Origin of the sequence: Luteimonas sp. TWI662 (assembly GCF_039673825.1) — a bacterium.
GTDB lineage: Bacteria > Pseudomonadota > Gammaproteobacteria > Xanthomonadales > Xanthomonadaceae > Luteimonas.
Genome location: NZ_JBDJMI010000021.1, coordinates 1 through 23,266, shown reverse-complemented (window position 1 = coordinate 23,266; position 23,266 = coordinate 1). Strand labels below are relative to the sequence as shown.

At 70.3% G+C, this 23,266-nt stretch carries 19 protein-coding genes; 2 read left to right on the top strand and 17 right to left on the bottom strand.

Translation table 11 applies throughout. The annotated features are described in order from the left end of the window. Nucleotides 1–4: 4 nt before the first annotated feature. From ABE488_RS13770 to ABE488_RS13715, 12 genes are all read right to left on the bottom strand, one after another. The gene (locus tag ABE488_RS13770) at nt 5–1,378 is read right to left on the bottom strand and encodes a dicarboxylate/amino acid:cation symporter (protein WP_346448949.1); all 1,374 of its coding nucleotides are present in this window, start codon (nt 1,376–1,378) and stop codon (nt 5–7) included. Between the two features lie 47 nt (nt 1,379–1,425). Then, complete coding sequence (locus tag ABE488_RS13765) at nt 1,426–3,084, bottom strand: BatD family protein (protein WP_346448948.1); 1,659 nt, start codon at nt 3,082–3,084, stop codon at nt 1,426–1,428. An 8-nt stretch (nt 3,085–3,092) separates the two neighbouring features. Continuing rightward, nucleotides 3,093–4,856, bottom strand: a complete 1,764-nt coding sequence (locus ABE488_RS13760) for a VWA domain-containing protein (RefSeq protein WP_346448946.1) — start codon at nt 4,854–4,856, stop codon at nt 3,093–3,095. After that, nucleotides 4,853–5,872, bottom strand: a complete 1,020-nt coding sequence (locus tag ABE488_RS13755; RefSeq protein ID WP_346443062.1) for a VWA domain-containing protein — start codon at nt 5,870–5,872, stop codon at nt 4,853–4,855. Before ABE488_RS13755 ends, ABE488_RS13760 begins: the two co-directional genes overlap by 4 nt. Beyond that, a complete protein-coding gene (locus ABE488_RS13750; RefSeq protein ID WP_346448945.1) occupies nt 5,869–6,327 on the bottom strand; it encodes a DUF4381 family protein in 459 nt (152 codons plus the stop codon). Before ABE488_RS13750 ends, ABE488_RS13755 begins: the two co-directional genes overlap by 4 nt. A gap of 1 nt (nt 6,328) precedes the next feature. Next, nucleotides 6,329–7,246: a DUF58 domain-containing protein gene (locus ABE488_RS13745; protein WP_346448943.1), complete on the bottom strand. Its 918-nt coding sequence runs from the start codon at nt 7,244–7,246 to the stop codon at nt 6,329–6,331. Between the two features lie 37 nt (nt 7,247–7,283). Further along, the gene (locus ABE488_RS13740) at nt 7,284–8,276 is read right to left on the bottom strand and encodes a MoxR family ATPase (protein ID WP_346443068.1); all 993 of its coding nucleotides are present in this window, start codon (nt 8,274–8,276) and stop codon (nt 7,284–7,286) included. Between the two features lie 151 nt (nt 8,277–8,427). Beyond that, complete coding sequence (pilQ, locus tag ABE488_RS13735) at nt 8,428–10,242, bottom strand: type IV pilus secretin PilQ (RefSeq protein WP_346448941.1); 1,815 nt, start codon at nt 10,240–10,242, stop codon at nt 8,428–8,430. Between the two features lie 94 nt (nt 10,243–10,336). After that, on the bottom strand, nt 10,337–10,858 hold the full coding sequence (locus tag ABE488_RS13730; RefSeq protein ID WP_346443095.1) for a pilus assembly protein PilP: 522 nt from the start codon (nt 10,856–10,858) through the stop codon (nt 10,337–10,339). A gap of 20 nt (nt 10,859–10,878) precedes the next feature. Next, nucleotides 10,879–11,553, bottom strand: coding sequence for a type 4a pilus biogenesis protein PilO (gene pilO / locus ABE488_RS13725; protein WP_346443072.1), 675 nt, complete (start codon nt 11,551–11,553; stop codon nt 10,879–10,881). After that, on the bottom strand, nt 11,550–12,155 hold the full coding sequence (locus ABE488_RS13720) for a PilN domain-containing protein (protein WP_346448939.1): 606 nt from the start codon (nt 12,153–12,155) through the stop codon (nt 11,550–11,552). Before ABE488_RS13720 ends, pilO begins: the two co-directional genes overlap by 4 nt. After that, nucleotides 12,155–13,213, bottom strand: a complete 1,059-nt coding sequence (locus ABE488_RS13715) for a pilus assembly protein PilM (protein WP_346443076.1) — start codon at nt 13,211–13,213, stop codon at nt 12,155–12,157. Before ABE488_RS13715 ends, ABE488_RS13720 begins: the two co-directional genes overlap by 1 nt. 165 nt (nt 13,214–13,378) lie before the next feature. Between ABE488_RS13715 and ABE488_RS13710 the strand changes: the two genes are divergently transcribed. Together ABE488_RS13710 and ABE488_RS13705 are read left to right on the top strand one after the other, a co-directional pair. After that, nucleotides 13,379–15,940: a penicillin-binding protein 1A gene (locus ABE488_RS13710; protein WP_346448937.1), complete on the top strand. Its 2,562-nt coding sequence runs from the start codon at nt 13,379–13,381 to the stop codon at nt 15,938–15,940. Nucleotides 15,941–16,048: 108 nt separating this feature from the next. Next, on the top strand, nt 16,049–16,690 hold the full coding sequence (locus ABE488_RS13705) for a hypothetical protein (RefSeq protein ID WP_346448935.1): 642 nt from the start codon (nt 16,049–16,051) through the stop codon (nt 16,688–16,690). Between the two features lie 531 nt (nt 16,691–17,221). Here ABE488_RS13705 and ABE488_RS13700 read toward each other — a convergent pair. The 5 genes from ABE488_RS13700 to ABE488_RS13680 form a co-directional block, all read right to left on the bottom strand. Next, nucleotides 17,222–18,514: a citrate synthase gene (locus ABE488_RS13700; RefSeq protein WP_183427563.1), complete on the bottom strand. Its 1,293-nt coding sequence runs from the start codon at nt 18,512–18,514 to the stop codon at nt 17,222–17,224. A gap of 245 nt (nt 18,515–18,759) precedes the next feature. After that, nucleotides 18,760–19,011, bottom strand: coding sequence for a type B 50S ribosomal protein L31 (locus tag ABE488_RS13695; RefSeq protein ID WP_183427564.1), 252 nt, complete (start codon nt 19,009–19,011; stop codon nt 18,760–18,762). Nucleotides 19,012–19,103: 92 nt separating this feature from the next. Then, nucleotides 19,104–20,042 (bottom strand): nucleoside hydrolase, encoded by a 939-nt coding sequence (locus ABE488_RS13690; RefSeq protein WP_346448933.1) that lies wholly within the window; start codon nt 20,040–20,042, stop codon nt 19,104–19,106. A 54-nt stretch (nt 20,043–20,096) separates the two neighbouring features. After that, on the bottom strand, nt 20,097–20,909 hold the full coding sequence (locus tag ABE488_RS13685; RefSeq protein WP_346448932.1) for an OmpA family protein: 813 nt from the start codon (nt 20,907–20,909) through the stop codon (nt 20,097–20,099). A 62-nt stretch (nt 20,910–20,971) separates the two neighbouring features. Further along, on the bottom strand, nt 20,972–23,266 hold a 2,295-nt coding region (locus tag ABE488_RS13680; RefSeq protein ID WP_346448930.1), incomplete at its 5' end, for a YadA-like family protein.

Here is a 23,266-nt window from a genome sequence, read left to right as displayed (position 1 = left end):
CACCTCAAACACTATCGGGCGGCTCCGGGCCATCGACTTCACCGCGCGACACCAGCGCCGCGATGCCCAGATCGCCGGTCACGTTGACCGTCGTACGGCACATGTCCAGGAAGTGGTTGACGCCCAGCACCAGGCCGATGCCCTCGGCCGGCACGCCGACCATCGTGCAGATCAGCGCCACCACCGGCAACGAGCCCGACGGCACGCCGGCGGTGCCGATCCCGCCCAGGATGCAGACCAGCATCACCAGCACCTGCTGCCCGATCGACAGGTCGACCCCGAAGAACTGGGCCAGGAAGATCACCGTCACGCCCTCGAACAGCGCCGTGCCGTTCTGGTTGGCGGTCGCGCCGATCGTCAGCACGAAGCGCGACACCTTGCGCGGCAGCTTGAGATTCTCGTCGGCCACGCGCAGCGCCGTGGGCAGCGTGGCGTTGCTCGATGCGGTCGAGAACGACATCAGCATCGCTTCCTGCGCCCCCCGGAAAAACGCCAGCGGCGACCAACCGCCGAACAAGCGCAACGCCAGCGAATAGGTCACCAGCATGTGCAGCGCCAGCGCGCCGGCCACCACAGCAACATAGGCGCCCAGGCGGACCAGCAGGTCCCAGCCGAACAGCACCGCCAGATTGAACATGAAGCAGAACACCGCGATCGGCGCCAGGCGGATCACCAGTCCGATCAGCGTCATCGAGACCTCGAACAACCCCTCGATGCCGCGCTTGAGCGCGGCCGCGGCCTCGGACTTCGTCAGCACCAGGCCGATGCCGAACATCAGCGCGAAGAACATCAGCGCCAGGATGTTGGCATTGTCCGATGCGGCGCCGACCACGTTCTGCGGCACGATCGACAGCAGCATCTCCATGCCCTTGGCGCCGCTGCGGCTGTCGCTGACGATCGCCTCGGTGCGCTGCGCGCTCTCGGCCAGCAGTTGCTGCGCCAGCGCCGGGTCGACGCCAGCCCCCGGGCGGAACAGGTTGACCATCACCAGGCCCAGCAGCACCGCCAAGCCCGACAGCACGATCGTCCACGCCAGCGTGCGCCAGCCGATCCGCCCCAGCGAGGCGACATCGCCCATTTCCGCCACGCCGACCACCAGCGCCGAGAACAGCAACGGCACGATCAGCATGAAGATCAGGCTCAGGAACAGCGTACCGAGCGGCTCGGTGACCCAGGCCACGAACGTCGCGACCAGCGGCCGGCACTGCCAGCCCGGCTCGGCGACGGTGCAGGCGGCCGAGGCCGGATCGGCCGGCGCCCAGGCCGACAGGCCGGTGTAGTGGGCGATCAGGCCAAGCAGCAATCCGGCGGCAAACCCGATCGCGATCTTCCAGTGCAGCGGCAGACGGGGACGGGCGGATGCGCGCGGACGGGACATGGCGTGATCGCTGCAGGAAAGCAGCGGAGGCTAGCAGGAAGCGGGCCTCAACGCCGCGGATAGAGCGGCGGCAGGCCGGCCTCATCATCGGGTGCCACCGGGCCGGCCGCGACCGCGCCGGTGCGGAAGGCCTGGCGCAGCGCGGCGCGCGCCGCCACCAGGTCGCCATCGCCCCAACGCGCCCGCTGCCACTGCGCGAGCGCATCGCGCTGGCCGGCATCACCGAGCGCACGCCGCAACGCGTCGAGATCCGCCGCCGGCGGATCGATCAGCGCGCGCAGTGCCGCTTCGACCTCGGCCGGATCCCCGGTCTGCAACACGGTCGCCAACGACGGCCCAACGATCCGCGACCTCGGCACCGCAGCCGCGCCGGGTACCGCGGCGACCAGCCCCCACGCGCCGACACGCGCGCGGCGCAGCCCGTGCCAGGCCACGACACTGGTCGCCAACCACAGCAACGCGAACAGGCCGGCCAGCCACGGCCAGAGTCGACTGCCGTCCGCGTCCGCCCCAGAGACGGCCGGCAGACCCGGCGCGGGCGGCACCGCCTGCGCGTCGGCGGTGTCGCCATCGCCGGGGTCCACCTCCAGGCGCAGATCCGGGGCCGCGCTGGTCCGGGCGGCGCCTGCGCGGACATCCCACCACCCCACGCGGGGCCCGGCCACGCGCAAGGGGCCGGCCGCCCGCGGCACGATCGAAAAGCGGCGGGTCATGCGCACCCGCGGACGTCCCTCGTCGAAACGCTCGTCGTACTGCGGGGGTTGGGCGAACACCTGCGCGCCGTCGGGCGCCGGCAAGGTGATGTCGGGCAACTGCGTGCCGACCGCGCCATCGAAGGTCGCCTCCAGCGTCAACGTGGTCGCAGCCCCGGCCCGGCCGCGCTCGGGCTGCTCAAGCCAGCGCAGTTCCAGGTTCCGCAGCGGCAGCCACGGCTGCGACGCCGTACCGGGCATCGCGCGCACCGACAGCGCGCTCGCCGGGCCATTGGCCGACAGTTGGCGCGGCCCGCGATCGAACAGATCGTCGAAGAAGCCGCCGCCCGCGCCGCGCCCTTCGAAACGCGCGCCCGGAATCGTCAGCGGCCCGCTGCGCTCGGGCACGAGCAGAAAGCGCCGTTCGACCACGTTGTAGCGGCGGCCCTCGAACTCGCGGCTGTAGGTGATGTCGTTGCCGATCCGCTGCAGCGACGCGCCCTCGGGCTCGGGCTGTTCGAGCTGGCCCGAGACCAGCGGCACCGCATAGTGCAGGCGCAGGGTGTAGCCGACCGCCTGCTGCACGTAGGGCGTGTCGGTCTCGAGTTCGGCCTCGACGAACGCGGCCGCCCCGTCGCGGGCCGAGCGCACCGGCGCCGGACCGACCGTCAGCGACAAGGCATCGGTGCGCGCCCCCCCGACCTGCAGCGGCGGGACCGTCAATCGGCCTTCGCGCCGCGGGCGCAGCGCCACGCCGAACAGCGCACGCTCGATCTGGCGTCCGTTGCGGATCTCGACCTGGCGTCGGCTGGTGTGCCCGCTGAGCTCGAAGTCGCGCGCCAGCCCGCTCCAATCGGGCACGGCGACGGCTTCGTCGGTCTCGACATTGAGCGTGGTGGTCTCGCCCAGCGCGATCCGGTCGCGGTCCAGCCAGGCACGCGTCTGTGCCTGCAGGCTCCCGGCCATGCAAGCGAGCAGCACCGCCAACGCCGCGGCCTGACGCCATGTCCGCATTCCGGTCCTCATCGCAGTGCCTCCGCGCCGTGGCGCCGCTCGTGTTCGATCCGGAACTGCGCCCGCAACAGCCCGCCCGGGTCGTCGGGCACGCGCCGCAGCCAGGCCTGGTTGGCCTGCTCGCGCTCACGCTGTGCTTCATCGTCCTGCCGGTCGGCAGGCATGGCGTCGCCGGGTGACCGGCGACCCTCGCCCGCGTCTTCGAGTGCCTGCTGCATGCGCTCTCGCATGGCCTGGTCGGTGCGCTGCTGCGCGGCCTCGTCAGGAGGCGGTGTCGCGTCGGGGGGCGAGGGCGGCGTATCGGGGCGTGGCGCGCCGTCGGATGACGGTGCGGGCTGCGGTGCGCCGCGATCGCCTGCCCGGCCGTCGCCCGGATCCGGGCGCCCCGACTGGCGCTGCTGGTCGCGTGGCGGCGACCGCGGATCGTCGCGCGCGCCGGGCGGCGGCTGACGGCGACGCGCCGCCTCGACCGCGGCGCGATTGGCCTGCGCATCGGCCATGTCCGGCTGCAACCGCAGCGCCTCGTCATAGGCGGCGATGGCTTCGTCGAGCCGCCCCAGGCGCGCCAGTGCATTGCCGCGGTTGTAGGCGGCGCCTGGGCCGGGCAGCCCGGCCCAGGCGCGCAGTGCGTCCTCGTGCCGCCCGTCGCGATAAGCCGCCGCGCCCTGCGCGAGTTGCGCGTGGGCGATCTGGTCGGCGCGCCGCCAGGGCGTACCGACCGGCGCCTGCGCCGTCTGCGCCGTCTGCGCGGCATGCGCCGGCAGGATCGGCCAGACCAGCGCCCCCGCCAGCACCGCGACTGCGGCGCCGCGCCGGAACGCCAGCAGTACCAGCGCCAGCAACGGCAGCAACAGCCAGTAGCCCTGGTCGGCGATGCGCCGGGCCTGCGTGTCGTCGTCGGCTGCGGCGCCGGCCCCGTCTGCGCGGGCCTCGCGCAGGCCGAGCGCGTCGAGATCGCCGTCGTCGGCGGTCACGCGATGCCAGCGCCCACCGCCGGCGGTCGCCAACGCCTGCAATGCGTCGGCATCCAAACGGGCATGGACCAGCGCACCATCGCGATCGCGATAGGCCGCGCCGTCCGCGCTGCCCAGGCCCAGCACCGAGACCCGGTACCCCATTCGCACCGCGGCCGCAGCCTCGCGCACCGCGGCCCGGTCGGCGCTGTCGGTCAGCAGCACGATATCGCCGCGCTGCGCATCGCCCTGGCGCAACAATCGCGTCGCCTGCTCGATCGCGCGATCCGCGCGCTGGCCGTCCACCGGCATGATGTCGGGCGCGAGCGCATCGAGATACAGCGCGACATTCGCGGCATCGTCGGTCAGCGGCGCCACCATGTAGGCATCGTCCGCATAGACCAGCAGCGCCACCGGCCCCTGGCGCAGGGCGAGCAGCCGCGCGAGCTTGGCGCGTGCCTGCAACAGGCGCGACGGCGGCAGGTCGGTCGCCGTCGTCGCCGACGACAGGTCCAGCGCGACGACGAGCGGCGTCGCGGCGACGGACGCCAACGGCACGTCGACCTGGCGCCAGCCCGGGCCCGCCAGCGCCAGCACCGCGAGCAGGCCCGCGCACAGCCAGGCAGCCAGCGCCAGCAGCCCGCGCCGGCCGGGGCGGCGCTCGAGCAGATGCGGCAGCAGATGCGGATCGACCGTCTGCCGCCAGGTATCCTCGCCGCGCCGACGCGCCCACCAGACACCGGCCAGCAGCGGCAGCACCAGCAAAGCCCACAGCCAGGCCGGCCGGGCGAAGACCACGTCGGGCCAATCGCCGCTCATCGCGCGCCCCGCATCGGCAACCGCCAGGCGCGCGGCACCAGCGCCAGCAGCAGGAGCACGCAACCGGCCGCAAGCGGCCACGGATAGCGTTCCACCCGCGCACGCAGTGCCGGACCGGGCGTCTCGACCGGTTCGAGCCGGTCGATCTCGGCATAGATGCCGGCCAGCGATTCGGTGTCGCGGGCCCGGAACGCACGGCCACCGGTCGTCTCGGCGATCGCCTGCAGCGCCGCTTCGTCGATCGCCGGCTCGCCGCCGCCGGGCAGACGGAAGCCGAGCATCTGCAAGCCGTCCTCGTCGCTGCCGAAGGCAATGGTATGCACGCGCAAGCCAGCGTCGCGCGCCAGTTCGGCCGCCTTCTGCGGGCTCAGCGCACCGGCGTTGCTGACGCCGTCGGTCAGCAGTACCAACACGCGGTCGCCCTCGCCGTCCTGCAGTCGTCGCACCGCCAGCGCGATCGCATCGCCGATCGCGGTCTCGCGCCCGGCCAGCCCGACCACGGTCCGGTCCAACTGCTGGCGCACGCTGTCGCGATCGAACGTCATCGGCGTCACTGCATAGGCGCGCTGCCCGAACACGATCAGCCCGATCCGGTCGCCCGCCCGGCGCTCGAGGAAGTCGGCGATCACCGCCTTGGCCGCCGTGAGTCGGTCGACCGCGCGCCGTCCGATCACCATGTCCTCTTCGCTCATGCTGCCCGACAGGTCGACCGCCAACATCAGGTCGCGCGCCGTCCGCGGCGGGTGCTCCGGCGGGCCGACGCCCTGTGGACGCGCCGCCGCAATGCACAGCAAGGCCCAGGCCGCCCACAACAGCCACGACGCCCGCGCGCCACCCCGGCCGGCGGTCGGTGCGGCGATCGCGTCGAGCCCGACATACGGCACCCGCAGTGCATCGCCTTCGCTGCGGACCGGCGGCCACCAGCGCCGCAGCGCCCAGGGCAACGGCAAGGCCAGCAGCATCCACGGCCAGGCGAACGCCGACAGCAGTCCATCCGCAGCCGCAGGCAGGCTCATCGCCCCGCCGCCATCAACGCCAGGAAGCGCAGGCGGGCCGCGGCGTGCAGTGCATCGAGCACGTCGCCATCGACCGTCCGCCGGAAACCGCCGTCGTGCAGCAAGCGCCCCGCGCCGTCGGCAAACACCGGCGGGCCTTCGCCCTCGTCCAGGAACGCCAGCCAGGCATCGCCCTGCAACCGGTCGGCATCGGGACGCACGCGCCTCGCCGCCCGGCGCAGCAGCGCCGACATCGCGGCGATCTTCGCAGGCGCGTCGATCGCCGCCTCGACCTGGGCATCGAACAGCCGCACCCAGGCGCGGCGCCGGCGCGCGCGCCGCCAACGCAGGCCGGCCACCACGGCGAGTACCGCCACGACCGCCGCGGCGAGCCACCACCAGCCGGGCGCCGGCGGCCACCAGCCCGGGGCGGCGGTCAGGTGGATGTCGCGCAACACCAGATCGGGCACCGCCATGTCAGGCCGCCTTCGGCCGGCCGAACACCGGCAACCACACATCGCTGGGCATCTCGCTCGACAGCAGCACGCAGCGCACGCGCGCCGCACGCAGCGTGGCCTGGGCCCGGGCGATCGGCTCGGCGAACGCCGCCTGCCAGCGCGCGTGCTGCGCCCCGTCGCGCAGATCGAGTTCCACTCGCCCCGACGCGGTGGCAAGGCGCAGCCGCGCATGTGGCGGCGCCTGTTCCAGTGGATCGGTCAACAACACCACCAGCACCTGGTTGTGCGCGGCCAGCGCCGGCCAGCGCTGCGCCGGTACGGTCGCGATACTGGCGGCATCGGCCAGCACCAGCAGGCGCGCGCCAGGCCGCAGCAGCCGCCCGGCATGATCGAGCGCGACCGCCAGACCGGCATCGCCCGCAGGCGGCGCGGCGTACCAGCGCGCGAGCGCATGCAGCACACGCAGCGCACCGCGACTGCCCGATGCCGGCGGCACCGGCGCCTCGTCATGCGTGCCGCGCAGGGCGGCGATGCGATCGCCGTCGGCCACGGCCGCCCAGGCGGCGACCGCCGCCGCGCGCGCGGCCTGGACCGACTTGAACCGCACCCGGCTGCCCACGTATAGCGTCGGCGCGGTATCGGCCACGAGCAAGGTCAGCCGTTCGCGCTCGGTCTGGAAGGCCTTGGTATGCGGCCGGCCGGTGCGCGCGGTCACGCGCCAATCGATGTGGCGCGCATCGTCGCCGGCTACGTACTCGCGCGACTCGGCGTATTCCATGCCCTGGCCACGCAGCGGCGATGGCGCCTGCTGGCGCAGGCCCGTATGCGCGCGCAGGGCCGCCCCCTGCCGCGTGGCACTCGCGCGCAGGGCAATGAGCTCGGCCAGCGCCGGGCGCACGCCGGCCGCCGTGTCCACGGCCCCGTCCGCGTCCCGCATTGCCGAATGCCCGATCACGACCTTCCGATCCCGGCCGTCAGGGCAACGGGACGCGGTCGAGCAAGGCCTGGACCAGGCGCTCGCCGTCCCAGCCCTCGGCGGTCGCCTCGTAGCTGGGCAGGATGCGATGCCGCAGCACGTCCGGGGCCACGGCGCGGACATCATCGGGCGTGACGAAGTCGCGGCCGGCGAGCCAGGCCACGGCCCGCGCGCAGCGTTCGAGCGCAATCGAGCCGCGGGGGCTGGCGCCCCAGGCGATGCGGGCGGCAAGGGCGGCGTCATAGGGCGCGGCATCGCGCGAAGCCAGGACCAGCTCGACCAGATACCGCTCCACCGGCGGCGCCACATGCAGCGCGAGCACCGCCCGGCGCGCCGCAAACAGCGCCGCGAGCGGCATCCGATCGACCGCCTCGGGCCGTGCATCGAGCCGGGCCAGCGCCCGGTCGCGCGCCAACTGCAGGATGCGCGCCTCGGCCCCGGCATCGGGATAGCCCACGCGCACATGCATCAGGAACCGGTCGAGTTGCGCCTCAGGCAATGGGAACGTGCCCTCCTGCTCGATCGGATTCTGCGTGGCCATGACCAGGAAGGGATCGGGCAGCGGGTAAGTCCGGCCACCGACCGTCACCTGGCGCTCGCCCATCGCTTCGAGCAGCGCGGACTGGACTTTCGCCGGCGCGCGGTTGATCTCGTCGGCGAGCAGCAGCGGATGGAAGATCGGGCCGGCCTGGAACTCGAACCGGCCCTCCTGTGGACGCCAGATCTCGGTCCCAGTCAGGTCGGCGGGCAGCAGGTCGGGCGTGAACTGCAATCGCGCGAAATCAGCATCGAGCCGCGCCGCGAGCGCCCGGATCGCACTGGTCTTGGCCAGGCCCGGCGCGCCCTCCACCAACAGGTGACCATCGGCCAGCAAGGCCACCAGCAACCGGTCGACCAGCGCGGGCTGACCGACGATCTCCTCGCTCAGGGCCTCGCGCAGCGCGACGAACCGCGCCTGCAGTTGCCCCGGTTGTTCGACCGCATGCTCCATCAGGTTCCCTGTGTCCGGCGCCCGTTGCGCCGCCAGACAGTGTGACCCGAACCGGGGGGCGGGGTTCAAGCCGCGGGTCCGCGCGCGTCAGCCGCCGGACATGAAAACGGGACCCTTTCGGGCCCCGTGGCGACATGCGCGGCGGCGGCGATCAGCCGATCGGGCGCTGCGCGACGCGCATGACCTTCGGGGTGACGAAGATCAGCAGTTCGGCCTTGTCCTTGGTGCGGCCGCGGCTCTTGAACAGGTTGCCCAGGATCGGCAGGTCGCCGAGGAACGGCACCTTCGACAAGGACGCGCGATCGGTGAACTCGTAGACGCCGCCGATCGCGACCGTCTGGCCGTCGTCGATCAGTACCGCGGTGGTCACGTTGCGCTTGCTGATCAGCGGCACCTTGCCGACGTCCTGGTACTCGACATAATCAACGATTTCATCCTTCTTGATGTCCATCGCCAGGAACACGCGGCCGTCGTTGGTGATGGTGGGGGTGACCTTCAGCTCCAGCAGCACGTCCTTGAACTGCACGGTCGGGACATTGTTGCTCTGGCCGCCGGTCACGGTGATGTAGCCGACTTCCTGTCCCTGGCTGATCGTGGCTTCGCGCTGGTTGCTGGTGACGACGCGGGGATTGGAGATCACCTCGCCACGCTGCTCGGTCTGCAACGCCTGCAACTCGACCGCCCAGTTGATGGTGTTGCCCAGGATCGTGAAGGCCAGCGACGGGGCGCTGCCGGTCACCGGCAGGTTCACATTCAGGCCGCCAGGGACACCGACAGAGCCATCTTGGCCAATAGGTAACTTGCCGCCAACATCGACGCGATCGTCGACGCGCCTGGCCGTGGATACGCCAAAGCGCGCCCCGAGATCGCGTGCGAACGACTCGTTGGCGATCACGATGCGCGCCTCGATCACGACCTGGTCGACCGGCTTGTCGAGCAGATTCACCAGGCGCCGGATCTCGTTGACGCGCGAGGGGATGTCGATCACCAGCAGCGTGTTGGTGCGGCGGTCGAAGCTCAGGCTGCCGCGCATCGACAGGAAGCCGCGTTGCTGCGACGTGCCGGCCGCGGTGTTGTTGACGTTGGCGCCCGTGCCGTTCTTGCTTTCCTCGGTCAGCAGCTTGGCGATGTCCTCGGCATTGCCGTAGCTGATCGGGATGTACTCGGTGGTCATCTCCGCGCGCTCTTCGATCGCCAGGCGTGCATCTTCCTTGGCCTGCTCGAACGCGGCGATCTCGGCCTGGGGGGCGACCCAGACCACATTGCCGCTGCGGCGCTTGTCGAGCGACTTGGCCTGCAGCACGATGTCCAGCGCCTGGTCCCACGGCACGTTCTGCAGACGCAGGGTGACGTTGCCGGCCACGCTGTCGCTGGCGACGATGTTGAGGTCGGATTCGTCGGCGATCAGCTGCAGCACCGTACGCACCGGCACGTCCTGGAAGTTGAACGTCACCGGCCGGCCGCTGTAGGCCCGCGCATCGGACACGGTGGTCGCCGCTTGTCCCATCGCGGCGGCGGCGGTGGAGGCCCCGACCGCACGATCGCTCGAGGCGGCGCGTGGCACGATCTCGACGATGTAGTCGCGACCGCTCTGGTAGGCCATCGGCTCGAACTCGCCGCGCGCGCTGAGCACGACCTGCGCGCCGTTGCCGCCCTGGCGCGCGTCGATGCGCTGCACCGGGGTGGCGAAGTCGACGACGTTGAGCGGGCGCTGCAATTGCGCCGGCAACGTGGCGCTGCCCAGGTTGATGACGACATTGCCGTCCTGCGTGCGCAGGTCGGGCGCGGCGCCCTCGCCGTCGAAGCGCAGGATCAGCTTGCCCGAGCCGCCGTCTCCACGCTTGAAATCGAGATCGGTTACCGACACGCCGGTGTGCGCCGCCCCCGCCGATGCCTGCAGCGCAGGCAGCAGCGACGCCGGTGTGGCCGGCTGCGCGGCCTGCACGCCGCCGAACGCCGCCAACATGCCAAGGGCGAGGCCGAACGCGCCGGCGTGAAGTGCCGACGTCCTTGCGGCCCGCGGGCTTCCCGCTTTGCTCACGGTCATCTTGCTTTCCTCATCATTTTTCGTTCAGCGCGAGCGAAGCCGGGCGTTCCAGCCAGCCGCCGGCACCGTCGGGCACCAGCTCGACGAGCTCGATACGATTCTCGGTGACCGATGTGACACGGCCATCGTTCTGCCCCAGGTAGTTCCCCGGCGCGATGCGGTAGGTCACCTTATCGGGCGCCAGCACCAGCCCGAGCATCCGGGCACCGGTATTCATGGTGCCGACCATCGCCATGCTGTCGAGGGGGAACTGCTCAGTGATCTCTTTGCGACGGTTCGAATCGGGCCGCAGCCCGCTGCCGTTGTCGACGTCGGTGAACGCGTTGCTGAAGGGGTCGCGGATGCCCTGGGCGGAGTATTCGAAGGTCTCGAACTGCTGCATGACGGGCAGCGGCTCGAGCGGCGGCGCCGGCCGCTGCTTGACCTCGTCGACCCAGACCTCGAGATTGGGCGCGCCGCCCGGCTCGCTGGTGATATCGCGCCCGCAGCCGACCGCGAGCACGGCCAGCGCGGTCGCCAGCGCGCATCGGGCCATCGATGTGGCGATCGCGGCCATCAGGGCGTCTCCCCGGTCGCGGCGGCGGCCGCCTGCTCCTGCGCCGCGGTCTCCTCTTCGTCGAGGTAGCGGTAGGTCTTCACCGTGCCCGAGAGTTCGAGCACCGAGTTGGGGCCGATCGCAGCCAGCCCGCCGCTGTCCTCGCCGCGGGGTTTGAGCGAGATGTCGTGCATCGTCATGATGACCACGCGCGGCAGCGACGCGACTCCGCTGACGAACGCGCCGAACTGGTGGTAGGTGCCGACCATGCGCAGCGCGATCGGCTGCTCGGCGTAGAACTCGCGCGGCACCTCGGTGCCGGGCCGGAACAGGTCGTTCTGGATGCCGGTGGCGATCGCGGTCTGCGAGATGTCGGTGATCAGGTCCGGCATCTCGGTCTTGCTCGGCAACTGGCGCAGCATTTGCTGCAACTGCTGCTCCATCTGCGCGAGCTGCTGCTTGAGCGGTTCGAGGTTGGCGGCCTTGCCCTGCTTGGTCTCGAAGTCGCTGCGCAGCGTGGCTTCCTGGTCTTCCAGCGTGCGCAGTTCGTTGCCCTTGTCGCGGGTGATACCCCACCACAGCAGCGCGAAGATCAGCAGACCCACGACCACGCAGGTGCCGATGCGGTACTCGCGCGGCCAGGCACCGACGTTGTTGAGGTCGAGCTCGCGCAGCGACACCTTCTTGCGGCTCACGGGGCGACCTCCTGGGCGGGTGCGGCGGGTGCAGGCGCCGCTGCGCCGGCCTCCTTGGCGGCCGGCGTCGAGAGCTGGACGTTGAGCGTGAACGCGTACGGCAGCCCCGGCACGCCGTCGCGGGCCTCGATAACCGCCAGTTGCGGGTTGGTCATCCAGCCCGAGCCTTCGAGTGCACGCATGTACGTGCTCACGCGCGCGTTCGACTGCGAGCGTCCTTCGAGCGTCAGCATCTGCCCTTCCTGCTTGAGCGAGGTCAGCAGCACGCCGTCGGGGATGGTCCGTACCAGCTGGTCGAACAGGTGCACCATCTGCGAGCGGTTGCCCTGCAGCTCCTCGATCACCGCCTTGCGTGCCAGCAGGCGTGCGCGCTGACGATCGAGGCTGTCGATCTCGACGATCTCACGATCGAGCTCAGCGATCTGCTGCTGCAAAAACGCATTGCGCGCGCGCTGCCCGTCGAGCTGCGCGTTGTAGTACATGTTCACCAGCAGCCACAGCACGATACCGGCCACGGCCGCCAACGCGGCCATGATCCCGAATTCCTTCTGTCGCTGCCGGCGCCGTTCGGCGCGCCAGGGCAGCAGGTTGATCCGCGCCATCAGTCGAAGCTCCGCAGTGCGAGACCGCAGGCGATCATCAGCGCCGGTGCGTCCTGGGCCAGCGCCTGCGCCTGGACACGCGGGCCGAGCGTCATCTGCGCCAGCGGGTTGGCCAGCACGCTCGGCACGCCGAGTTGTTCTTCCACCATCGCCGCCGCGCCCGGGATCGACGCGCAGCCGCCGGCCAGCACGATCCGGTCGACCCGATTGAAGTCGCTGCCGGCGTAGAAGAACTGCAGCAGGCGGCTGATCTGCTGGACCATCGCCTCCTTGAAGGGTTCGAGCACCTCGACCTCGTAGCTTTCCGGCAGCCCGCCCTGGCGCTTGGCCAGGCCGGCCTCCTCGTAGCTCAGCCCGTAGCGGCGCATGACCTCGTCGGTGAGCTGCTTGCCGCCGAACACCTGCTCGCGCGAATACAGGCTGCGACCGTTGCGCAGCACGTTGAGGGTGGTCATCGTCGCACCGACATCGACCAACGCCACGACACCATCCGCGGCGATGTCGAGCGTATCGGCAACCAGTGCGAACGCGCTTTCGATCGCGAAGGCCTCGACATCGATGACCCGGGCGATGAGCCCGCCCAGCTCCAGCGCCGAGGCGCGCAGTTCGACGTTCTCCGAGCGGGAGGCCGCCAGCAGCACCTGCACGGTATCGGGATTGCCGGGCGAGGGACCGAGCACCGCGAAATCGAGGTTCACTTCCTCGATCGGATAGGGAATGTAGTTGACCGCCTCGAGCTCGATCTGCGACTCGAGCTCGTCCTCGTCGAGATCGGCGGGCATCGGGATGGTCTTGGTGATCACCGCCGAGCCGGCGACGGCCGCGGCCGCGTGCTTGGCACGGGTACCGGAGCGGGCGACGGCCCGCCGGATCGCGTCACCGACCGCCTCGGCCTCGACGATCGCTTTTTCGACCACGGCGTTGGGCGGCAACGGCTCGACCGCATAGTGTTCGACGCGATACCGGTTGCCCTGCCTGGACAGCTGGAGCAACTTGACCGCGGTCGAACTGATGTCGATGCCGACCAGCGGCACGTGGCTTTTTGCGATGAGCCCCACAGATTGCTCCCCTTCGCCACGGACGCATCCGCACGCCGCGTGTCCCGGCGCATTAGATAACGGACTTTCCCCGCAATGGCAAGGTCGGGCACGCTGCACAGGGGGCGTCGGAGGCCCTCGCAGCCGCTCAGCGACCGGCCGGCGATGGCGCCCTATACTGCGCGGATGAGACCCGATTCCGCGTCGCCCCCCCGCCCCCGCGCCTCCCGTTTCCGCCGTTTGCTGCGCTGGGTCCTGATCCTGGGCCTGGTGCTGGCCGTCCTGGCCACCGTGGCCGCGGGCATCCTGTACACGGCCGTGGCCTCCAAGCTGCCGGACGTGGAGACCTTGCGCGACATCGAGATGCAGGAGCCGATGTACGTCTATGCCCGGGACGGCAAGCTGATCGCGCTGTTCGGCGAGACGCGGCGCTACCCGGTCAAGATCGACCAGGTGCCCGAGCGCCTGAAGCAGGCGTTCCTGGCCACCGAGGATGCGCGCTTCTACCAGCACGGCGGCATCGACTACCGCGGCGTGGCCCGCGCGCTGTGGCTGCTGGCGACCACCGACGACCGCCGCGTCCCCGGCGGCTCGACGATCACCCAGCAGGTCGCCCGGCAGTTCTTCCTGAGCTCGGAGTACAGCTTCACCCGCAAGTTCGCCGAGATGCTGCTGGCGCGCAAGATGGAGCAGAACCTCACCAAGGACGAGATCTTCGAGCTGTACCTGAACAAGAGTTTCTTCGGCAACCGCGCCTACGGCGTGGCCGCGGCGGCCGAGTTCTACTACGGCAAGCCGCTCGCTGAGCTCGACCTCGACGAGATGGCCTCGCTGGCGGCGATCCCCAAATTCCCGTCCAGCGGCAACCCGATCAGCAATCCCGAGCGCGCGCGCGAGCGTCGCGACGTCTATGTGCTGGCGCGCATGCAGGAGCTGGGCTACATCACGCCGGCCGAGTCGGCGGCCGCGCGTGCGGTCGAGATGCACGCCAGCCCCCATGAGCGGCCGATCGAGGCGTACGCGCCCTATGTCGCGGAAATGGTGCGCCTGGAGATGGTCGCCCGCTACGGCGGCGACGTGCTCACCCGCGGCTACCACGTCACCACGACGATCGACCCGACGATGCAGGCCGCCGCCGAACTGGCGGTGCGCAACGGGTTGATGACCTACGACCACCGTCACGGCTGGGTCAAGCCGAGCGAGACCTTCGAGCTGGCGGCCGATGAAGACGCGGCGACCGCCGCGCGCCGGCTGCGCGGCATCGCCCCGCAGGGCGGCCTGCTGCCGGCCCTGGTGCTGCGCAGCGGCGACGGCACCGCGGAGGTGGTCCTGGCCGATGGCAGCACCGTCACCCTGGACGCGGCCAGCAGCCGCTGGACGGGGCGCGCGCCGTCCGCCCTGCTCGCGCGCGGCGACCTCACCCGGGTGCGCCGGATCGAGACCCCGGCCAAGGTGGCCGCCAATGCCGATCCCGACGCCCCCACGCCGCCGCCCACGGTGAGTTGGCAACTCGACCAGTTGCCGCGCGGCCAGGCCACACTGGTCTCGCTGGAGCCGGACAACGGCGCGGTCCGCGCGCTGATCGGCGGCTTCAGCTTCGCCGGCAGCAATTTCAACCGGGCCACACAGTCGCTCCGCCAGCCCGGGTCGAGCTTCAAGCCGTTCATCTTCGCTGCGGCATTCGAGAAGGGCTTCAACCCGGCGTCGATCGTGCCCGACGCGCCGGTGTTGTTCAGAATGCGCCGAGGGCAGGACTGGCGGCCACAGAATTCCGATGGCCAGTTCCGCGGGCCGATGCGCCTGCGCGAAGCGCTGGTGCAGTCGCGCAACCTGGTCGCTGTGCGTCTGCTCGACATGATCGGCGTGGATTACGCCCGTCGCTACATCAGCCACTTCGGCTTCGACGAGTCGCAGCTGCCGCCCAACCTGTCGATCGCGCTCGGCACGCCATCGCTGAGCCCGCTCAATGTCACTCGCGGCTATGCGGTGTTCGCCAACGGCGGCTTCCGGATCAACCCGTGGTTCATCGACGAAGTCCGCGACCGCGAAGGCACGCTGGTGTTCAAGGAGAACCCGGCCCGGGCCTGCCGCGGCTGCGGCAACGACGGCCGCCCCGGCCAGTCGGCCGCACCCTCGCATGTCGTCGACGGCTTCGACCTGGGACCTGCGTCGGCGCAGCGCAGCGTCACCGAAGCGCCGGAGCCGGCGGAAGCGCCCCCCGAACCCGAGGCGCGTGCGGACGGACAGGCACCGGTCATGGCCGAGCGCGCGATCGACGAGCGCGTGGCCTACCAGATGATCTCGATGATGCGCGACGTCGTCCGCCGCGGCACCGGCACCGCCGCGCGCGCGCTCGGACGCGAGGACGTCGGTGGCAAGACCGGTTCGACCAACGAGCATCGCGACGCTTGGTTCTCCGGCTTCGGCGGCAACCTGGTGACCTCGGTCTGGGTCGGGCGCGACGACAACCGCTCGCTCGGCTACCGCGAGTACGGCGGACGCTCCGCGCTGCCGATCTGGATCGACTTCATGCGGGTCGCTCTGGACGGCGTGCCCGAAGCGCGCAACGACCCGCCCGAAGGCATGGTGCGCGTCTCGGTGACCCCCAGCGGACGGTTGATGCCGGTGGGCGCCGAGGGTGGCGGCATCGTGGAGTACGTGAAGGCCGAGGACCTAGAGCGGATGGCGTCCGAGGTCGATCTGCAGATCGACGACGTGCCGGCCGAGGAAGCGTTCGACATTTTCTGATCGAACCGGCCCACCCCTGAATCCATCGCGCCGGCCCCTGGCGCGATGGCTTGACCGCCCAGGAGGGAGGCGTAGAGTCGGTACGTCGATCGACACGGGGGAACATGCATGCATCGCGCACGCCAGCATGCCGGGGCCCGCACCCGAGAACGTCGCCACCGTCTGGCGCACGAGGCTGCCCGACTCATGGCCGAGGGCGGCATCCACGAGATCCATCAGGCCCGGCTGAAGGCCGCTGGGCGACTGGGCATCCACGACGATGCCTCGCTGCCGCAGGATCAGGAAATCGAGCAGGCACTGGGCGAGTACCGCCGCCTGTTCGCGTCCGCTGCGCACGCCGACGCGCTGCAGCGCAGCCGCGAGGCCGCGCTGGAAGCGCTCACGTTCTTCGCGCCGTTCCAGCCCCGTCTGCACGGCGGCGTACTCGATGGCACCGCCGATGCCCAGGCGCCGGTGCAACTGCATCTGCACAGCGACGACGCCGATGCGGTGCAGCGCTTCCTCCTCGACCAGCGCATTCCGGCGCAGGCGCGGAGTCGGCGCGTCCGGCTCGACCGCGCGCGCCGGGAGGATTGCCCGACCTGGACCTTCCACGGTGGCGAGGTGGCGTTCGAGCTGACGGTGCTGCCGGCCAACGCGCTGCGCCAGGCGCCGCTGCGCGCCGACGACGATCGGCCGATCCGCCGGATGTCCGGGGCGCAACTGCGCCAATTGCTCGCTGCCGGGTCGGCCGGACACGACGACGACTAGCGCGCCGCGCTGCAAGGCGCCCGATTACAGCCGATGCGACCTGCTTTTCCTGCATGCGGGAAACAAGCAAAAAGAGGTTCTGCTCGCAAATGCAGGAATGGGCGTTTCACTTCGGATGGGCTGCAGCCTGCCAGCCGGAAGCCGCTCTCCCCTCGGTCAAGGCCGCTTCGCGGTCCGGCCACGCGAAGCACGCGTGGCGTTCGCATGGACGCGCGGCAGTGCCGTGCAAGCCGCCCATGCTCACCCTGCCCTGACTCGGGCGCGCACCCTCCATGGCGCGCTTGACGCGACCACCGGCCGCCAGTCCGCTGCTGCGGACATACGCAACCCGACTCCGGATGGAGGCGAGGTCGCCCGCCGAAGAAGTCGCGCGCTTTCGGTTTCAGTGTGTTGTGCTGGCTGGGGATTGCGACAGCGGCCATGCGTGGGCGACGGTCGCGCCAGCACTGCGGCGCGACGCTGGCACCGACGAAGCACCAAAGAAGAAGCCGCGGAGACCGCGGCTTCTTTGAGCGCAGGCGCGGCGGCGCGTCAGCCCTTGCGGTAGTCGCGCACGTCGTAGCCGGTATAGATCTGGCGCGGACGACCGATCTTGGCCTCCGGATCGACCTGCTGCTCGAGCCAATGCGCCACCCAACCGGCGGTGCGGCCGATGGCGAACATCACCGTGAACATCTCGGTCGGGATCTTCAGCGCCTTGTAGATGATGCCGCTGTAGAAATCGACGTTCGGATAGAGCTTGCGCTCGACGAAGTACTCGTCCTTGAGCGCCGCCTCTTCCAGCTTCATCGCCACTTCCAGCAACGGATCGTCGATCCCCAGCTCGCCGAGCACCTTGTGGGTCATCTCGCGGATGATCTTCGCGCGCGGATCGAAGTTCTTGTAGACGCGGTGACCGAAGCCCATCAGGCGGAACGGATCGTTCTTGTCCTTGGCGCGCAGCACCGCCTTCTCGACGTTCTTCGCATCGCCGATCTCGGCCAGCTGCTTGAGCACCGCCTCGTTGGCGCCGCCGTGCGCCGGGCCCCAGAGCGCGGTGATGCCCGCCGCGACCGAGGCGTACGGATTGGCGCCGGTGGAGCCGACCAGACGCACGGTCGAGGTCGACGCGTTCTGCTCGTGGTCGGCGTGCAGGATGAACAGCAGATCCATCGCCTTGGCGACCACGGGGTTGAGCTCGAGCGGCTCGCTGGGCACCTCGAACATCATGTGCAGGAAGCGGTCGACGTAGCCCAGGCTGTTGCGCGGGTACCGGATCGGCCAGCCGATCGAATAGCGGTAGGCAGCGGCGGCCAACGTCGGCATCTTGGCCAGCAGGCGGATCGCGGCGAGGCGGCGCTGCTCGGGATCCTGCAGATCCAGCGTGTCGTGGTAGAACGCCGACATCGACGCCACCGACGCGGCCAGCATCGCCATCGGGTGCGCATCGTGGCGGAAGCCCTGCAGGAAACACTTGAGCGACTCGTGCATCATCGTGTGATGCGTGACCTCGTGCTCGAAACGCCCGAACTCGTCCTTGGACGGCAGTTCGCCGTTCATCAGCAGATAGGCCACTTCCAGGAAGCTGGAATGTTCGGCGAGCTGCTCGATCGGGTAGCCGCGGTACAGCAGTACGCCCTGGTCGCCGTCGATGTAGGTGATCGCGGACTTGCAGCTGGCGGTGGCGGTGAAACCGGAATCGTAGGTGAAGCAGCCCGTTTCCTTCGGCAGCTTCGAGATGTCGATGCAGGGGTTGCCGAGCGTGCCATGCAGGACGGGCAGCGTCACCGACTTGCCGGCGGCATCGAGCGTGACCTGTTCGAGCTTGGAATTGGTATCGGACACTGAAAAAGACTCCTCGTTTCCCGGAGCGGCGGATGCTCCGGTGGGGCGGGCGCGGCGCTTGCCGCAACGCGTCAATTATCGCATAGCCCCCCGCGACACGCGGTCGCTGGGTTGCGGGAACGTCGAACACGACGACGCCCACCGCACCTGGAGATGCGATGGGCGTCGCGCACAAACGGCGACGGCCGCCAGCTGGCGGCCGCCTGCGCACACCGGACGCGTCGCGCGGGCGACGCGCGGCCCGGTTACTGCTTCGCGTAGCGCTTGCGGAACTTGTCGACGCGACCGCTGGTGTCGATGATCTTGTTCTGGCCGGTGTAGAACGGATGCGTGGCCGAGGACACGTCGATCTTGACCAGCGGGTATTCGTTGCCGTCGTCCCACTGGATCGATTCCTTCGCGGTGGCCGCGAGGGTCGAGCGGGTGAGGAACTTGAAATCCGAAGTCACGTCCTGAAACACGACTTCGCGGTAATCCGGATGGATGTCGGCCTTCATGGCGGCACCAGTTTGCGCAGGGAAAGAGCGGCATTATAGCCGCTGCCCGGACCGCCCGGCAAGGGCGCCCGTCGGCGGGCGCCAGGACGGGCTCAAGCCGCCTGCAGCGCCTCGCGGACCAGGGCGTGGAAGCGCACGCGGTCGTAACGCATCAGGATCGTGGCATTGTCCGGCCGTCCGAGTTGGCGCTGCCAGTCGACGATCGTCGCCCCGCGGGCCGGCCCATGGTCGAGCACCACGTCCACCGGTCGGGCGACGGTCTCCAGCACGCCGTCGGGCGCGAGCACCCAGGCCATCGCCAGCGCATCCGCACTGTGCCACTCGTCGCCGCGGCGGTCGGCCGACCACTCGCGCGTCTTGCGCGAGATGGCTTCGTAGAAGTCCGCACGCGTGCCGCCCGCCTGCATCCACGCCAGTACCTCGTCGTGCGGCAGGCCATGGGCCACTGTGGCCTCCCAGTCCGAGAGCTCGAACGCCGGGAACGCGTCGAACACGATCTTCGCCGCCTCGGGATCGAAGTAGACGTTGAACTCCGCGCTCGGCGTGATGTTGCCGTGCCCGGTGACTGCACCGGCCATCGTCACAAAGCGCGCCACCCGCGAGGGCAGCGTCGGATCGAGCTTGAGTGCAAGCGCGATGTTGGTCAGCGGCCCCAGCGCCACCAGCACCAGGCTGCCTGCGTGCACATGCGAGAGCCGGAGGATCGCCAGTGCGGCATGTTCGTCCTCCAGGCCGTGCGATGCCGGCGCGTAGCCGATGTCGCCGAAGCCGTCGTTGCCGTGTACGTAGGCCGCGTCCGGCGCAGGGTGCAGCAGCGGCGAGGCGCTGCCGGCATAGACCGGCACGTCGGAGCGCCCGACCAGCTCGCACAGCTTCAATGCGTTGGCCGTGGTGTGGTGCAGGCCGACGTTGCCGGCCGCGATCGTCAATCCGACCACCTCATGCGCGCGATCGTTGAACGCGAGCAGCAGGGCCAGGGCGTCATCGACCCCGGGGTCGGTGTCGATCAGCAGGGGAATACGGGCATCCATGCCGCATTATCCCCATCGCAGCCGCGCACGGCCAGCCGCGACGAACGGCGCCACTCAGGGGACCGCGGCAGTGGCCCGGCGCTGCACCAGCACCTCGACGCGGCGATTGGGCGCCAGGCACGCGATCTCGTCCGCGCCGCGCAGGCCCTCGCAGGCAACCAGCGGCTCGCGACTCCCGCGGCCGTCGACCGAGATCCGCGCCGCTGCGCCGCCGCGCTGTGCGAGATGGTCGCGCACCGCCTCTGCCCGCCGGCGCGAGAGCGCATCGTTGGCAGCGGGGCGGCCGATCCTGTCGGCATGGCCGACGATCTCGATCGCCTCGCTGCCATCGAGCGCACCGGCGCGCTCGATCAGCGCATCGAGCGTGCGCCGGCCCAACGGCGTCAACTCGGCGCTGGCGAAGACGAACGTGGTATCGGCCGACAGTAGGGCGACCCGCTCGCCTGTGGTGGACACACCGCCCCCGATCTGGGCATCGCGCGGCCGGGTCCGCTCGGCGCAGGCGGCGGGCATCCAATGCAGGTCGCGCGCCACACCGGCCTTGTCGAAACGCAACTTGAGCTGGCAACGCGCCGTCTGGCCATCCGCCTCGCGGAAATTCAACACGTAGTCCCACTCGCGCACGCCGAACACGCCCTCGGAGAAATGCGGGGGGCCGAGCAACGCGTAGAGCTGGTCCTTGCTCAGCCCGGGCGCCAGCGGCTGCAACGCACCGACCGTGGGGTAGATGCCGCCAAGCGGCTTCGCCGAGGCGGGATCGGGGAATCGTGGCGCCTCGTCGACGCCGCCAGTCGAGGCGCAGGCAGCGAGTCCGGCGACGAGAACCACTGCGCAGAGGCGGACGGAAAAACTCGGGATCGAATGCATGCTGGGTCTCCTTGAACCGCATTCCAGGCAAACGGCCCCGTCCGTGGACGGGGCCGCTGCAATCACCACTGCAGGCCGGCGCCCATCGTGAAGCCGACGTCGTTGACGGTGTTGGTCGTACCGCTGAACTTGTAGACCCAGCGACCATTCTCCGAGACCGTCGTGATGCCGACCGCGAGACCGGCCTCGCGCTCGTACCCGCTCACGGCGGCCGCGACCATGCTCTTGCCGGGCATGTAGGCCTGCGGCAGGCCCGCCACCGCCATGGCGGCCGCCACACCGGCGCGGTACCCGCGATCGATCTCCCAGATGTCGGACTGCATCTGCCCCACACGCATGTCGGTGTAGGCGTTCGCCTCCCCGATTGCACGACCGATCCCGGCGTTGAGCTGATTGACGTTGACCGCGTCGGTGCCGGCGGTACCGGCCCGCACGTTGCGCACCAGCACTTCGCCGCCGCCCCGGTTGAGCGTGATCTGGGTCGGATTGGCGCTGCCGTCGGGATTGGTGTCGTAGCGCACGGTTCCCTGCTCGGACGCGCGCAACTGCGACACGTTGACCGCATCGGTGTCCTGGGTGCCGGCCGCGACGTTCACCACTTGGCGCTCGCTGCCTGCGCTGCCGACCGAGACTGTCCCAGCGCGATCGGCGACCGAGCCCTGGCCCAACGCGACCGCACCTTGCGCAGTGTCGGTGACAGTCGCGCCCTGGCCGATCGCGGTACCGCCGCTTGCCGCGACCGTGCTGCCCTCGCCTACCGCGACGGCCTCGCTCGCCGCCGCCTGCACGGTGGCGTTGGCGCCGACCGCCGTGCTGTTGTCGGCATGGACCTTGGCATTGCCGCCGATCGCGGTGTCGTGATCACCGGCCGCGTGGCTGTCGCCACCAATGGCGGTGCCGTAACGCCCGCCGTGGCTCGCGTTGCTGCCGATCGAGACGCCGCGCTGGCCATCGGCCATAGCCGCATCATCGCTGCCGTCGCGCACACCGTCGACGGCCACCAGCGGATCACCGCCACCGCTGCCAGGCGGCAGGTTGTCGATGCGCGCGTTGACCTGGGTCAGCCCGGTGTCGAGCGCGGCCAGCGCGTCGCCCACCGAGTTGTAGAACGTGCCCTGGATCATGTAGTCCGGTGGCACCAGCCCGCCGAACGGATCGACCGAGGCACCGCCTCCGAAGATCGCCGCCATGCTCGACATGCTCGCGAACATCTGCCCGCCGTTGATGGCCTGCAGGCTGCCGGCCGCGATCTGCCCGGCCGCGAGGTTGTCGATCACGGTACCGCCACTTCCGCCCAATGTGATCTGCGCCATGTCGGCAGTGTCGTAGCGCACGGCGAATGCATCCAGATCGCCGATTTGCCCCTCCACCGCGCGCAGCTGACGGACATTCGCGGCATCGGTGTCGTCGACGCCATCGGCCACCCCGCTGAGCCGACGCGCATCGCCATCGACATTCGCAAAGCTCACCTCGTCGCCGCCCGTCTGCCCGCCGACCGTCATCACCAGCGTGCCCGGATCCTGCCGCACCAGACCCTCGGTGCCGTCGAGCAGATTGTTGATCGTCGTGGTGTTGCTTGCCGTGCGCCCGTCGAGGTTGTCCAGCGCCGAGCCCACATCGCCGAAGTCGGTCGTCGTGCCGGTGTCGCTGCCGTCGTCGAGCGTGTACACCGGGCCGGTCACCGCGCCGGTCGTCGGGTCGATCCCCGCGCCGCCGCCCAGCGCTGCGACCACCGGCGACAGCTGGCCGACATTGACCGCCTCATCGGCCGCCACGCCTGCCGCGACGTTGCCGATCGCCGTGCCGCCGGTCCCGGCCAGCGTCACCCGGCTGTAGTCCGGATTGCCGTCGGCATCGGTGTCGTAGCGCACCGCAGTCGCCCCCAGGTCGCCGACATCGACGACCAGATCGTCGAATGCACCATCCACCGCGTCGAATGCATCGCCGACATTGGTGTAGTTGCCGCCACGGATCACGTAGGTCGGTGCGGAGATCGTGCCGTCGGCATTGACGCCCGCGCCACCCCCCAGATGGTCGGCCACGGAGCCGGCCACCCCGAACAGCTGCGCCCCGTTGATCGCCTCGGTGCTCGTCGCGCTGACCTCGCCTGCCGCGACGTTGCCGATCGCCGTGCCACCGGTTCCGGCCAGCGTCACCCGGCTGTAGTCCGGATTGCCGTCGGCATCGGTGTCGTAGCGCACCGCCAGCGCACCGAGATCGCCGACCTCGCCCGCGACTTCGCTCAGCTGGCTCATATTGACCGCGTCGGTCGCATCGACACCCGCGGCCACCCCGCTGAGCCGACGCGCATCGCCATCGACATTCGCAAAGCTCACCTCGTCGCCGCCCGTCTGCCC